Annotated in this window: 11 protein-coding genes and 1 rRNA gene; 9 read left to right on the plus strand and 3 right to left on the minus strand. The window is 35.5% G+C overall.

From position 1 onward, the window contains the following. Both N9R04_RS06090 and N9R04_RS06095 read left to right on the plus strand, forming a co-directional pair. On the plus strand, positions 1 to 1,533 hold the full coding sequence (locus N9R04_RS06090) for an ATP-binding cassette domain-containing protein (RefSeq protein ID WP_262855773.1): 1,533 nt from the start codon (positions 1 to 3) through the stop codon (positions 1,531 to 1,533). A 9-nt stretch (positions 1,534 to 1,542) separates the two neighbouring features. Then, positions 1,543 to 2,352, plus strand: coding sequence for a hypothetical protein (locus N9R04_RS06095; RefSeq protein WP_262855774.1), 810 nt, complete (start codon positions 1,543 to 1,545; stop codon positions 2,350 to 2,352). A gap of 139 nt (positions 2,353 to 2,491) precedes the next feature. Here N9R04_RS06095 and N9R04_RS06100 read toward each other — a convergent pair whose 3' ends face one another. Then, complete coding sequence (locus N9R04_RS06100) at positions 2,492 to 3,469, minus strand: metal-dependent hydrolase (RefSeq protein WP_262855776.1); 978 nt, start codon at positions 3,467 to 3,469, stop codon at positions 2,492 to 2,494. 132 nt (positions 3,470 to 3,601) lie between these two features. Here N9R04_RS06100 and mutY point away from each other — a divergent pair, with 132 nt between their 5' ends. The 3 genes from mutY to N9R04_RS06115 all read left to right on the plus strand — a co-directional run bounded on the left by mutY (position 3,602) and on the right by N9R04_RS06115 (position 7,165). Further along, a complete protein-coding gene (gene mutY / locus N9R04_RS06105; RefSeq protein ID WP_262855777.1) occupies positions 3,602 to 4,657 on the plus strand; it encodes an A/G-specific adenine glycosylase in 1,056 nt (351 codons plus the stop codon). A gap of 66 nt (positions 4,658 to 4,723) precedes the next feature. Continuing rightward, positions 4,724 to 5,266, plus strand: a complete 543-nt coding sequence (ntdP, locus tag N9R04_RS06110) for a nucleoside tri-diphosphate phosphatase (protein ID WP_262855778.1) — start codon at positions 4,724 to 4,726, stop codon at positions 5,264 to 5,266. Positions 5,267 to 5,428: 162 nt separating this feature from the next. Beyond that, positions 5,429 to 7,165 (plus strand): ABC transporter ATP-binding protein, encoded by a 1,737-nt coding sequence (locus tag N9R04_RS06115; protein ID WP_262855779.1) that lies wholly within the window; start codon positions 5,429 to 5,431, stop codon positions 7,163 to 7,165. A 764-nt stretch (positions 7,166 to 7,929) separates the two neighbouring features. On the opposite strand, the gene N9R04_RS06120 is transcribed toward N9R04_RS06115, so the two are convergent. Both N9R04_RS06120 and N9R04_RS06125 read right to left on the minus strand, forming a co-directional pair. After that, a complete protein-coding gene (locus tag N9R04_RS06120; protein WP_262855780.1) occupies positions 7,930 to 9,024 on the minus strand; it encodes an FUSC family protein in 1,095 nt (364 codons plus the stop codon). A gap of 67 nt (positions 9,025 to 9,091) precedes the next feature. Further along, positions 9,092 to 10,381 carry a glutamate-1-semialdehyde 2,1-aminomutase gene (locus N9R04_RS06125; RefSeq protein WP_262855781.1) on the minus strand — a complete coding sequence of 430 codons (1,290 nt, stop codon included), beginning with the start codon at positions 10,379 to 10,381 and terminating at the stop codon, positions 9,092 to 9,094. Positions 10,382 to 10,461: 80 nt separating this feature from the next. On the opposite strand from N9R04_RS06125, the gene bcp reads away from it, so the two are divergent. The 4 genes from bcp to N9R04_RS06145 all read left to right on the plus strand — a co-directional run. Then, complete coding sequence (bcp, locus tag N9R04_RS06130) at positions 10,462 to 10,917, plus strand: thioredoxin-dependent thiol peroxidase (RefSeq protein ID WP_262855783.1); 456 nt, start codon at positions 10,462 to 10,464, stop codon at positions 10,915 to 10,917. A gap of 6 nt (positions 10,918 to 10,923) precedes the next feature. Continuing rightward, entirely contained in the window at positions 10,924 to 11,874 is a 951-nt protein-coding gene (locus N9R04_RS06135) for a phosphoglycerate dehydrogenase (protein WP_262855784.1), read from the plus strand. A 95-nt stretch (positions 11,875 to 11,969) separates the two neighbouring features. Then, positions 11,970 to 12,422, plus strand: a complete 453-nt coding sequence (gene perR / locus N9R04_RS06140) for a peroxide-responsive transcriptional repressor PerR (RefSeq protein WP_262855785.1) — start codon at positions 11,970 to 11,972, stop codon at positions 12,420 to 12,422. Between the two features lie 1,179 nt (positions 12,423 to 13,601). Beyond that, a 16S ribosomal RNA gene (locus tag N9R04_RS06145) occupies positions 13,602 to 13,726 on the plus strand; the annotation flags it as partial.

Consider the following 13,726-nt stretch of genomic DNA (forward strand, 5'->3'; position numbering starts at 1 on the left):
ATGGGTAGTTCGATAATCTTAAAGTTACTTAATGTGACGCATTATTATAGAAATAAAAAACCGAAGAAATGGTATTTGCCTTTTAATTATGATGCTGAATCTATTGAATTAAACAATATTAGTTTACATATATATGAAGGTGAATCATTAGGTATAATTGGAGAGCCAAACTCATCCAAGTCTTTGGTCGGTCGGATATTAGCGGGTGAGATCAAACCTGACAAAGGTAAATACATTCTACGCAGCGATCTTTATTATGCGGATATAGCTGATAAGCATTTACATACTGAAACGGTTGAAACGTATATCAAGCAACATGTTTTACTATTTCCTGTTAAAGTAAACGATCATAAAGTTTCTCAAATCATGAGATACGCTCATTTAGAAGATAAAAAGGATACAACCGTTAGTGAGTTAAGTGACGCTCTGTATGCTCAGTTACTGTTCAGTATAGCAAGAACATGTCATGCGCAAGTGTTGATATTTAATAGAGTGATTCAGTCCCTTTCAGATAATTATTTCGAAGAGGCGATTAAACTCAGTAACGAGTACATCAATAATAACTTAACGATGATTATTATCGATGATGATCTAGAAAGAATACCGCAAGTTACCAATTACTTAGCGTGGATTTCGCACGGTCAATTGCGTAAAGAAGGTTCGATAAGGCAAGTCTTACCTTTATTCAAAGAACACGAATCAGATAGACGCTCTATCGTTACCCAAGAAGAGGAAGAGAACTTCGATCGTGATTGGAAAGAAAGCCGTACGCATATGCCTGAGCTTACATATAATTTTAAGCGTGTGGAGCGGTATAACCATGCTAAACCTCCCACAGTCATCACACGCTTTTGGACCATTCTTGTAGCGAGCATAATAGCCATGTTATTAATGATTGTCCTAATATTTGGCAATATGGGTAACATGCCGGTTCCTACCAATACTGATCAAGCGACTATTCAGGATCAAAGCGAGCACGCTTATAAAGATAAACTTGCATATGGCCTTGTTCTAGATAAAAAAATAACTATGCATGGATTAAAACATGCTTCGAATAGACAAGCACAACATTATAGTTTCTTGACGATTACTGGAGAGAGCCCAAATCATTATCGGGTCGAAGTTGATGGCAAGAGTTATAGTATTGCTAAAAATGAAATACGTTATTTTGATCCGGGTGGTTTATATGAACAGCATAGTGGAGATAAACTTGCGAAATACATGAGTAAAAATTATAGTCATTACTATGAATTCTTTAATAGTCATTTACATCAACAACATCATAAAGTCACGGATTCATTAGTACCAGAGAAAGGGAAAGATAACCGCTTTGTGGTACCGGTAACACAACAGCCGATTTCAATGATTTTTAATGATGAAAATAAACTTTCTGGATTTACTTTCCCAATGAAGAATGTGGAAAAATTAAAATCTGATTATCACATAAGTAGTAAGATTTGGATTGCCAAATCAGGCGATGGGTATTACATCGCTGATATGAAGAATAAAAACTGGATATATATAGAATTGTAGGTGCATTAAATGATTGATCATTTAATAAATTTTTATAAAACACTGCCAAATCTATGGTCACAAGCAGTAGCTAGTCTAAAGAGACAATGGAAATATATAGTAGCTTCCATTGCACTCGTTTTATTATTATTTGTCATTTTACTCATAGTACTCCAATTGACTGGTATAACTGAGATCGTTCAAGCCCGCTGGTATTATCGTCTAACAGGGTTCTCTACATTTACTTTTGTTTTTTGTGGCATTTATTTAGCATTTAAAAACTTTAATCAAGACTACATTATTTTTAAGTCTTTTAAGATGTCGCCTTATTTTCAAATAATTCTAATTGCTGTGCTTTATAGTGTAATTCAATGGATTGTAAATACGATTATAATGTTTAGTACTTCGATAAATATTGATAATTCATCATTTGGCATATTATTCTACGCTCTGATGTCTATATTATTTATTGATGTTGTAGCTAGTATTTTAGGTTTGCTGTCTATTATTTCTAAAAATATAGAGAAGATATTTTATGTTATCATTGTATTAACATTTATACTATCACCTATTTTATATATACCTAATTCTAATGCTTCTATATGGACACACTTAATGATGTTAAATCCTGTGTGTTATTTAGTGAAAGGTTCTGCTGAAGCAAATGTAATAGGTTTAACGAGTGTTAGCAATATACCTTATCATATTTATTTTTTAAGCCTAGTAGCTGTAGGTTATGTCGTCGTATACGCGTTAAATCGTTTTGTTGCTCATCAAAAGTACAATATTGAAACAACCACTAAGGTCGATACTCGTAATAAAGCTAATGCTAACTCATAAAGCAGAACTGAATGCTCAAATTGTATTTGGGAGCGGGACAGAAATCTAATTTGAATAAAAAGATTTCTGTCCCGCTCCCCTTTAGAGTGAGTATTGCTTGACTGCGCTATGTTCACTTAGATGAACTACTGTTAATTTCTCAGTTGGCATATAATTTTTTTTGAAGTTTTTCTTCACTGAAGACCCAACCGATATAGGAATGGTCAATCTCTTTATCTTGAGTTAAGTTAGCAATGGCGACAAAAGAATAATGACCATTTTTCAAATAACGCAAGTCAATTAATCGAATTTCAGTAGCACCGTTAGCTTTCTCTGTTGCTTGCCAACGATAAATAGATGAAAAGTTGAGGAATGTTTTGATATTTTTATCATCCTTCACATACTGCATAAAATCAGAACTCGGTAACGTTTCCCTTTTAGTCTTATCACTAAAGACAATATTTCTACCATAACTACGACCTACATAATCGTAATCGTCTGTCTGTATCGCTATGCGCCACTCCATAAATTTCATCGTAGGTGCGACGAAGACCTTTACAGGATTGTGCTCTTGCTGAATAGATCGTAAAGCTTGTTTCTTAATCATTGCTTGCATTCTAAAGCGAATTATATAATATATAAACAGAATACCTATAATTGGAAAGAACACAACAAATGGATGCAGTCCGATCAACCACAGTACTATACCGAGACATAAAATGGTAAATATAATTGGATCGAAGGTATTAATCACACTTAACTGAATCCATTTATTAGTAATCGGCCTTAGTGCTTGTGTGCCATAAGAATTGAATATATCAACAAAGACGTGTAGAAACACCGCAAGTTGAGCCCATAGCCAAATATGTGTGACATCGACATGCTTAAAAATCACGAAAATGAAGAGAGCAATAAGTATTGGCCACAGTATAGTAAAAGGGATAGAGTGGGTAATGCCTCTATGATTAGCGATATAAGTGGCATTATCTTTTAACTTCATAACTGTATCACTATCAGGTATTAGCGATCCTACAATAAGAGTCGTTGCTGTCGCAGCAAACGATTCCGACATGGAAGGGTCTTGGGTTGCAATTGCAGTTAAACTTACTCCCATGGCAATATGAGTAGCAGTATCCATATGGTTCACTCATTTCGTTTATTAATTATAGATATATTATAAGCTATTCAATTCTAATACGAAATAACTACGAATTCAAATTACGTAATACTATTCAACATAAAGGATAGATAGAAAGAGAGTAATTTATTTATGTTACATCCGACTACATTTAAAAAAGATTTATTACACTGGTTCGAGGAGAATCAAAGGCAAATGCCTTGGAGAGAGACGACAAATCCATATTATATTTGGTTAAGTGAAGTGATGTTACAACAAACGCAAGTTAATACAGTAAGAGATTACTATCATAGATTTATAAAGCAGTTCCCAACTATTAAAGATTTAAGCCAAGCGAACGAGGATGAAGTCCTGAAGATGTGGGAAGGATTAGGATATTACAGCCGCGCTCGCAACTTTCACACTGCAGTTAAGGAAGTCGAACATACTTATAATGGAATTGTACCGAGGGATCCAGAAAGGTTTGGAGCATTGAAAGGGGTAGGTCCATATACTCAAGCCGCTGTCATGAGTATAGCTTTCGACCTAGCTCTACCAACTGTTGATGGGAATGTGTTCAGAGTGTGGTCAAGATTAAATAGCGATTATCGTGATACTAAACTTCAATCTACTCGTCGAGCGTTCGAAGAAGAGTTGCAGCCTTTCGTTCGCTCTGAAGCAGGACAATTTAATCAAGCGATGATGGAATTAGGTGCAATGGTGTGTACTCCTAAAGCACCGTTATGTTTATTTTGTCCAGTGCAAGAACATTGTCAAGCTTTTTCAAAAGGGACTGTTATGGATTTACCGGTTAAACCTACTAAGGTAAAGAAGAAAATTAAAGAAATGCATGTTTACATAATTGAAAACGACGAAAATGAAGTCTTAGTGGAACAACGTCAAGCAAAACTTTTAAACGGTATGTGGCAATTCCCTATGTTCGAAGCATCAAAAGATAATCCGCTGAAAAACATAGTAGACGTATTTGAGAATTTAGCTTTTGAATATTGTAAAAGTATTAAGCACCAATTTACGCACCTCACGTGGGACATTAAAGTATTTAAGTTGAAAGCACGAATAGACAAAGCTCAAGTGAAGCTTACAAGTAATATGCGATGGATGGATGTCGACGAAAAAGAGTTATATAATTTCCCAGTTGTTATGACGAAGATATATGAATCTTTAATTGACCGCAAATGGAGAGAGTGATATTCGGAGGATGATATAGGTTATGTTATAATTCTTTTTGTAATAAAAATGAAGGTGGTGTGGAATATGATCAAAGAAACCATACCTAAAGAAGGCCAAAATATTAAAATTCAAAGTTATAAACATGATGGTAATATACACAGAGTGTGGTCTGAAACTACTATCCTTAAAGGTACGGATCACGTAGTTATAGGTGGTAATGATCATACGTTAGTTACTGAAAGTGATGGTCGAACTTGGATTACGAGAGAACCAGCGATTGTGTATTTTCATTCTGAATATTGGTTTAATGTCATTTGCATGTTCAGAGAAGATGGCGTTTATTATTACTGTAATTTGTCGTCACCGTTCGTTTGTGATGAGGAAGCGCTTAAATACATTGATTATGACTTAGATATCAAAGTGTATCCAAATGGAAAATATCATTTATTGGACGAAGATGAATACGAACAACATATGAGACAGATGAATTACTCAAATGATATCGATGTCATACTTAGAAGGAATGTGGACATACTCCAACAATGGATAGAACAGAAAAAGGGACCTTTTGCTCCTGATTTTATTAAGATATGGAGAGAACGTTATAAAAAGATACGTAATTCTTAAATCGCACTGAGAGCAAAAAGATTAATCATTTGTAGACTAGTGTGTAAAATAGTGATTGTGGATTTAATTAAAAAACTTAGGATCGAGGTATGTCGAGGGTGAGGAAGGCTGTATTCAGACAGTTAACTCAGCCTCGTTCAATTTTAGAAAGTGGGGGGTAAATTGATACGTAGATATTTGCAATTTGTTAAACCTTATAGGTGGCGAATCATCTCTACGATTATTATTGGTATTATCAAGTTTGGTATTCCTATGCTTATACCATTATTAATCAAATATGTCATCGATGGCGTCATCAATAATCATAGCTTAACTTCGCATGATAAATTTGTCAGGTTAGGTATAGCTTTAGGTATAGCTTTATTTATTTTTGTTGTTATTCGTCCACCTATTGAATATTTAAGACAATACCTAGCACAATGGACAAGTAATAAAATCTTATATGATATTCGAAAGAAACTCTATCATCATCTACAAGCTCTCAGTGCACGATTTTATGCGAACAATCAAGCAGGTCAAATTATTTCGCGTGTTATCAATGATGTTGAACAGACGAAAGATTTCATTCTAACTGGCTTAATGAATATTTGGCTAGATTGTGTAACTATCGTGATTGCTCTTTCTATTATGTTCGTACTTGATGTGAAGTTAACGCTTGCTGCCATATTTATTTTCCCTTTCTATATCCTTACAGTATATTTCTTCTTTGGTCGATTGAGAAGATTGACGCGTAAGAGATCTCAAGCTCTCGCTGAAGTACAAGGTTTCTTACACGAAAGAGTTCAAGGTATGTCTGTAATAAAAAGCTTTGCCATTGAGGATAATGAAGCACAGAACTTTGATAGGTATAATAAGCACTTCTTACATCGTGCCTTTACCCACACGAGATGGAACGCCAACTCATTTGCAGCGATTAATACAGTTACAGATCTAGGGCCTTTAATCGTTATCGGTGTAGGTGCTTATTTAGCTATTAATGGCTCGATTACGGTTGGTACATTAGCTGCATTTGTCGGGTATTTAGAACAATTATTTGGACCCTTACGTCGCTTAGTATCGTCCTTCACGACACTAACTCAAAGCTTTGCTTCAATGGACCGTATATTTCAATTAATGGATGAGGACTACGATATTAAGAATAAAAAAGGTGCTCAACCGATAGAAATTAAACACGGCCATATTAATATGGATCACGTTTACTTCAAGTATAACCAAGATGAGTCTATGATTCTCAAAGATATTAACTTAGATATTGAACAAGGTCAAACGGTGGCTTTCGTAGGTATGAGTGGTGGCGGTAAATCGACGTTGATTAATCTCATCCCACGCTTTTACGATACGTTGAAAGGTGAAATATCCATAGATGGATATAATTTAAAAGAGTTTTTAACTGGTAGCTTACGGCATCAAATAGGACTAGTACAGCAAGATAATGTTCTTTTTTCTGATACCATTAAGGAAAATATATTGCTGGGTAAACCTGATGCTACTGATGAAGAAATAATCGATGCTGCCAAGAAAGCTAATGCACACGATTTTATAACACGTTTACCAGATGGGTACGATACTGAAGTTGGTGAACGAGGCGTAAAATTATCAGGTGGTCAGAAGCAACGCGTTTCTATCGCCCGCATTTTCTTAAATAATCCTCCTATTATTATTCTAGACGAAGCAACGAGTGCGCTTGACTTAGAAAGTGAAGCTATAATCCAAGATGCTTTAAATGTTCTAAGCGAAAATCGCACGACTTTAATAGTAGCTCACCGTCTCTCTACGATTACTCACGCAGATAAGATCGTAGTCATGGAGGAAGGAGAAATTGTAGAAACAGGTACGCACCAAGAATTGCTAGAGAAAAAAGGAACTTATGAACATTTATTTAATATTCAAGATTTATAAAACTTTTTAACGATTTAAACTTTGTGAATTAATGGATAAAAAGAAACCTCCCAACGAAAGTTATGATAGAGCTGACTTTCAGTCGGGAGGTTTTACTTTATTTCATAATTGGTTTGAAAGTAGTGATGTAGGGAAACTATTCTATTTCCTCTACATTCAGTACACCTATGGTAAGCATCGATAAAGCTATGGCTTCGTGAATTTAGAATCTTGACGAGGCCGCGTCAAAAGCGTTTAGGATTTGAGCGAGGGGCCCCAACACAGAGAAACTGGTAAACCAGTTTCAACAAGCACAGCGAGTTGGGGTGGGCCCCAACACAAAGAAACTGGGATATAATGATCTTTGACTAGAGAGAAAGAGGCTGGGACATAATGTAATGTCTCAGCCTTTTTAGCATCTTGGCAGTAGATGGCTGATTTGAAAATGCGCTTGTATCAAGCTTTTTTCAATTCTAGTCATCCTTGCCGGGGCGGGACTACGAAATCTTTTTGTTCAAATTAGATTTCTGTCCCGCTCCCTTCAACATCTCGGCAGTAGATGACTGATTTAAAAACGCGCTTGTATCAAGCTTTTTTCAATTCTAGCCATCCTTGCCGGGGCGGGACTACGAAATCATTTTATTCAAATTAGATTTCTGTCCCGCTCCTAAGAAGAAACACTCAGATGAAATGAATTAAATCATCTGAGTGCTATTTTTTCTGGGATTTTTATCTCAACCTCTTACAAGCTAGAATAATCGTAGTGTTAATTAATATTTCGTCAATTATAAATCAAAGTCGTCTTCAATGATATCGATCTCATTATCACTTCTATGATATGAAAAGAAGCTTATTCTTAAGCGATCTAAGTGTTCGAGTGTGTAACGGTATTCTTCAATAGAGGATATAATTTGCATGATATTAGCATACGAATATTCTAACTGATGAGGATTTTTATTAATTTCTGTAAAGAACGCATCTATAAGATTTTTCTTTTGTGGATTTTCGATTTGACTATCTAATTGACTTGCATCGTAGCGAGCTTTTTTAGATAGACTAATGAATATTTGTTCATGATTAGTGATTAAGGCGTCGAGCTCAAGCTTAATTTGTAATAAAAGCTCATTGTTCAAATTATGCAAGTCATTTTGATATCGGTTCATTCTTTTTAAAACTTCATAAGCTTTTCGGGTGCTGCGAACAACTTCTTTAAATAGAATTTTTTTACGGTTTTGCGAGTAGGCATGTTTTCTAGTCAAGGGTCGTTCTTCCTCATAATACGAATACGTTGTTTCAAGTTTAGTTAAACGGTCACTAATTAAGCTGCGATCTTCTTTAATATTGTGATATTCTGAAGTGTCATTAAGTACGAGTCTAAACCAAACAAAGATATCTGAAGTTAAATTCAGAGCATTATAATAAATTTTAGATTCGAATTTAGGGGGTAAGAAGATTAAATTCACCAATGAGGAACTCATAACCCCAATCATTACTAGTACAAAGCGATAGAAAGCGGAAACGTAGAATGCACCACTTTGTTGACCCATAATTATTAAAGCAGTCACGCTTGCTAGCGTTGCTACATGAGCTAGTTTAAAACGAAACAGAATAGCAATGAGCAGTATGACAGTAACACCCATTATAATGATGTGTTGGCCAAACATAAATACCATCGCCACAGCTAACGTTGCACCGATAACGTTACCAATTGCTTGATCAGCGATAGTTTTAATAGAGCGAAACACACTAGGTTGCATTGCGACGACAGCGCTGACACCGGCGATCGCTTTAATACCGGCATCTTTGGGTAAGAAAGAAGCGATAAGTAAAGCAAGCATAATCGCGATGCCAGTTTTTATAATCCTTGCGCCTAACTTCAATCAAATCGCTCCTTTACTTCGTAGTGTATAATAGCATTCATAATAGAATTATAACGCTAACGAGTAATTATTTCATCTGACTAAAGGCGTAGTCGGCTGCTTGAAGTGTTTGATCAATTTCATAATCAGTGTGTTCAGTTGTTAGGAACCATGCTTCGAATTTCGATGGAGCTAAATTAATACCTTGTCTTAGCATGAGATTGAAAAATTGAGAGAATGCTTCGCCATCAGAATTTTCAGCTTGCTCATAGTTAGTCACTTTTTCATCAGTAAAGTAAAGTGTTAAAGCACCGTAAACTCTATTAACTGTAGCCGTGATCTGATGTTTATTAATCAGCTCGTTTAGACCATCTTCTAAACGTTTACCTAATCGTGCTAACTCTTCGTAAATACCATCTTGTTCAAGCACTTCAAGAAGGGCTATACCTGCTTTCATGGATAGGGGATTACCAGCCATAGTTCCAGCTTGATATGCAGGACCTAAAGGCGCAACATGCTCCATGATATCTTGACGACCACCGTAGCCGCCTATTGGAAGCCCTCCACCTACTATCTTACCGAATGCAGTAAGGTCGGGGTAAACTTGGTACAGGTCTTGAGCTGCTCCATAGTGAAAGCGGAATGCTGTTATGACTTCGTCGTAGATGACCAAGCTACCATTTTCGTGTGTGATACGGTTGATTTCTTCAAGAAATCCAGGTTTAGGTTCTACCATTCCAAAGTTGCCTACGATAGGTTCAACTAACACTGCAGCTACATCGTCTCCCCAGTAGTCAATCGCTTCTTTATAAGCTTCAATATCATTATAAGGAACAGTAATAACTTCTTTAGCTACACTTTGTGGGACACCTGCTGAATCTGGAGAGCCTAGTTGTGAAGGTCCGCTACCTGCTGCAACCAGAACTTGATCAAAATGACCGTGATATTGACCGGCAAATTTAATGATTTTATTACGATTTGTATATGCACGAGCAACTCTTGTAGTTGTCATCACTGCTTCTGTACCTGAATTCACAAATCTGATCTTTTCTAGAGAGGGGATAGCATCTCTAAGTTTTTTAGCAAAATCAATTTCAAGTTCAGTCGGAGTACCATACAGTACTCCTTTAGCAGCTTGTTCCTGAATCGCTTGAGTTATGTGTGGGTGTGCTTGTCCAGTAATGATGGGTCCATATGCTTGCAGATAGTCGATGAACTTGTTCCCATCCACATCATAAAGATAGGCACCTTTACCTTCTTTCATTACTATAGGTGCTCCACCACCAACTGCTTTGAATGAGCGAGAAGGGGAGTTAACCCCACCTAATATATATTCGTTAGAGAATTCTTGAAGTCTTTCACTTTCATTAAAATTCATGTGTATCAACCTCTTTTAATTTAATATTTACTTCTGTTATCGTATCATAATTATAACAATAATCAGAAGTGGGTGAGGATATGTTAAATAAAGGAGATCAGTTTCCGGACTTTGCATTAGAAAACCAGAGTGGCGAGGTTATTACGAAAGAGAGTTTAAAAGGAAGCAAAGCGATATTATATTTTTATCCGAGAGATAATACACCAACATGTACTACAGAAGCTTGTGATTTCAGAGACAATATTAAGATGTTTGATGATTTAGATATTAAAGTCTTTGGCATCAGTGCCGATAGTAAGAGAAAACATCAAAACTTTATAAATAAGCATGACTTGAATTTTGACTTATTAGTTGATGAAGACTATAAGCTTTCAGACGAGGTTGGAGTTTATCAAGTGAAGAAAAATTTTGGTAAAACGTCTAAAGGTATAGTCCGTACTACCTTTGTCATCGATGAAAGTGGAACGATTATTGATGTTATTGAAAAAGTCAAAGTTAAGACTCAGATGGACGAAATCAAGGATATATTAGGGTGAAGAGTTATGAAAGTTATTAGTATGAAAAGATTGAGAGATAATGAAGCGCGCTTAATTGATGATTTTCCTGATTTAGATTTTCAATTTAAAAAAGGTATTAATGAAATTACTGACGAGGAAGCGGCAAACGTCGACATACTAATTGGATATGACGGAAAGTTAGATGCAGAATTTTTAAAGAAATGTCCTAGGTTACGATGGATAGCTTGGTATGCCACGGGAGTGAATAATTTACCACTCGATTATATTCAACGAAATAATATTAAATTAACCAATGCTAAAGGTGTGCATGCTAAACAAATGTCTGAGTTTATCCTGGCATTTATATTAGATGATTATAAGAAAATGAAACAGTCATTTATCAATCAACAAAAGCACATTTACGATTCTAAATTAACTGGCAGACGAGTTGCGGGTGAAACAGCTTTATTTCTAGGAACAGGACAAATTGCGCAAAAGACTGCTAGACTATTAGAGGTAATGGGTCTAAAGCTTATTGGTGTCAATACTACAGGCCATAAAGTTCAGTTCTTCGATGAAACATATAGTATAGAAGAGCTTGATAAAGCTTTGCCTAAAGCAGATATTATCGTTAACTCTTTGCCAGAGACAGAACAAACATATCATTTACTAGAGGAAAAGCATTTTAAACTTATGAAAGAGACATGCTTATTCATTAACGTTGGGCGAGGTACAATAGTGAATGAAACTACATTAATTGAAGCGCTTGAGAACGGCTCAATCAGACATGCCACGCTAGATGTATTTGAGAATGAACCTCTGCCAGATGACCATCCATTCTATGATATGGAAAACGTATCATTAACTGCTCATATTACCGGGAATGGACTGGAGAATTATACTGAAGGTACGGATATATTTGAAAAAAATCTAAATCATTTTCTCAATAAAGGAGAACTAATTGAGAATGAAATTGATCCAATGAAGGGTTATTAAACCAATTCTATGTTAATGTATTGACACTTATAGACTGTAAAAGTTATATTAATATTAAGTAATAATCATTATTAAATAGAAAGACGGTGAACTTAATGAGTGCGGACATGGAAACAGTTGAACATCAATTAGAAGACTCAATTGCTTCTTTGAGAAATTCTGGTATTAGAATAACTCCTCAAAGACAGGCAATCTTAAAGTATATGATTTCATCTGAATCTCATCCAACAGCAGATGAAATATATCAAGCACTTTCACCTGATTTTCCAAATATTAGTGTAGCTACAATCTATAATAACTTGCGTGTCTTTAAAGATATAGGAATTGTTAAAGAACTAACTTATGGTGATGCTTCAAGCCGTTTTGATTTCAATACGCACAATCACTATCACGTTATATGTGAAAAATGTGGTAAGATCGTTGATTTTCATTATCCTCTATTGAATGAAGTTGAACAACTTGCTCAACATGTGACTGACTTTGATGTCACACATCATCGTATGGAAATTTATGGTTTATGTAAAACATGTAAAGAACAAGAAAGTTAAAAACGTTGACTAGATTTTGGGCTGGTGGGTAACTTGAGTTGCCTGCCAGTTCAATTTATTATGAGGTCGTCTACTGCTGGAGTAAGGTTGTAAATTTTAGAGGTCAGGACAGAAGCGTTTAGGACTTAAACGGAACCGAACGATGAGTAAAAGGTTGTTTGAATTTTGTCGAAGCGTGAGCGTTTCTGTCGAGTATGCTGCTATAGGGACGCCGTTAATCGGTTGCCCAGAGAGGGTGCGGGACAGAAATCTAATTTAAATAAAAAGATTTCGTAGTCCTGCCCGGCAAGGATGACTAGAATTGAAAAAAGCTTGGTACGAGCGCATTTTCAAATCAGTCATCTACTGCCATGATGCTGAAAGAGGCTGGGATTTATGTCCCAGTCTCTTTCCCTCTATTCAAAGACCATTATGTCCCAGCCTCAATGCTTATTTTTCAATTAAATTGGGTTGAGCTTGGACTTTTAAGCAAGGTGAGAAATCATAACTCTATATCGTTCATATTAAGTATTGTTTGAATCATAGAATATATTTTGAAACACAGGTAGTGAGGGGTTAATTAAATACTAACTTGGTTAAACATTCCACGAGGGCCTAATACAGGTTACTTATTAAGTCGTAAACGTCTTTTTTTAAGACGGTAGACGATGTTGAAGGATTCATATAGCTATAAATAATTGGCTGTCATTTATTTGTATAAAAGTATTTATTTAAATGGATAACTCTTCTATGAGTAGTTACGTAGAGAGCTCTAAACCATTTATCATGGATACATACTATAAAAAGTGATGTTGAGTGTAGTATGAATTACATAAGTAGAAATTTAAACTCAAAAATTTTTATTTAATTTATTGACGATAGTTTAGAAACTTGATACTATATAAAAGTCGTCGAAACGAGATTGTTTATTTCATGTAAATCTAAATTTACAATAGTGTAAATTTGATACTTGTGAAATTAGACGAAACATTATAGAATATTGGTTGTTGAGTCAAGATAATAAAAAACTTAAATAATGTTTTAGAAAAATATTGACTCTATACAAAAGAAACGTTATAATGATAACTTGTAACGCGAAAATGAACATTGAAAACTAAATGACAATATGTCAACGTTAATTCCAACAAACACAATGTGTTAGTAATAACACAATCAATTTACGAGCTAATCAAACGCTTTTTTATGGAGAGTTTGATCCTGGCTCAGGATGAACGCTGGCGGCGTGCCTAATACATGCAAGTCGAGCGAACAGACGGGGAGCTTGCTCCCCCGACGTTAGCGGCGGACGGGTGAGTAGCACGTGG

The organism is Staphylococcus marylandisciuri (genome assembly GCF_025519785.1).
GTDB classification, from domain to species: domain Bacteria; phylum Bacillota; class Bacilli; order Staphylococcales; family Staphylococcaceae; genus Staphylococcus; species Staphylococcus marylandisciuri.

Excerpts from the sequence above, each read along its gene's own strand:
- N9R04_RS06135 (WP_262855784.1), top strand. The coding sequence starts at position 10,924 with ATGAAAGTTATTAGTATGAAAAGATTGAGAGATAATGAAGCGCGCTTA.
- perR (WP_262855785.1), top strand. The coding sequence starts at position 11,970 with ATGAGTGCGGACATGGAAACAGTTGAACATCAATTAGAAGACTCAATT.
- N9R04_RS06100 (WP_262855776.1), bottom strand. The coding sequence starts at position 3,469 with ATGGATACTGCTACTCATATTGCCATGGGAGTAAGTTTAACTGCAATT.
- N9R04_RS06090 (WP_262855773.1), top strand. The coding sequence starts at position 1 with ATGGGTAGTTCGATAATCTTAAAGTTACTTAATGTGACGCATTATTAT.
- N9R04_RS06095 (WP_262855774.1), top strand. The coding sequence starts at position 1,543 with ATGATTGATCATTTAATAAATTTTTATAAAACACTGCCAAATCTATGG.
- ntdP (WP_262855778.1), top strand. The coding sequence starts at position 4,724 with ATGATCAAAGAAACCATACCTAAAGAAGGCCAAAATATTAAAATTCAA.
- N9R04_RS06125 (WP_262855781.1), bottom strand. The coding sequence starts at position 10,381 with ATGAATTTTAATGAAAGTGAAAGACTTCAAGAATTCTCTAACGAATAT.
- mutY (WP_262855777.1), top strand. The coding sequence starts at position 3,602 with ATGTTACATCCGACTACATTTAAAAAAGATTTATTACACTGGTTCGAG.
- bcp (WP_262855783.1), top strand. The coding sequence starts at position 10,462 with ATGTTAAATAAAGGAGATCAGTTTCCGGACTTTGCATTAGAAAACCAG.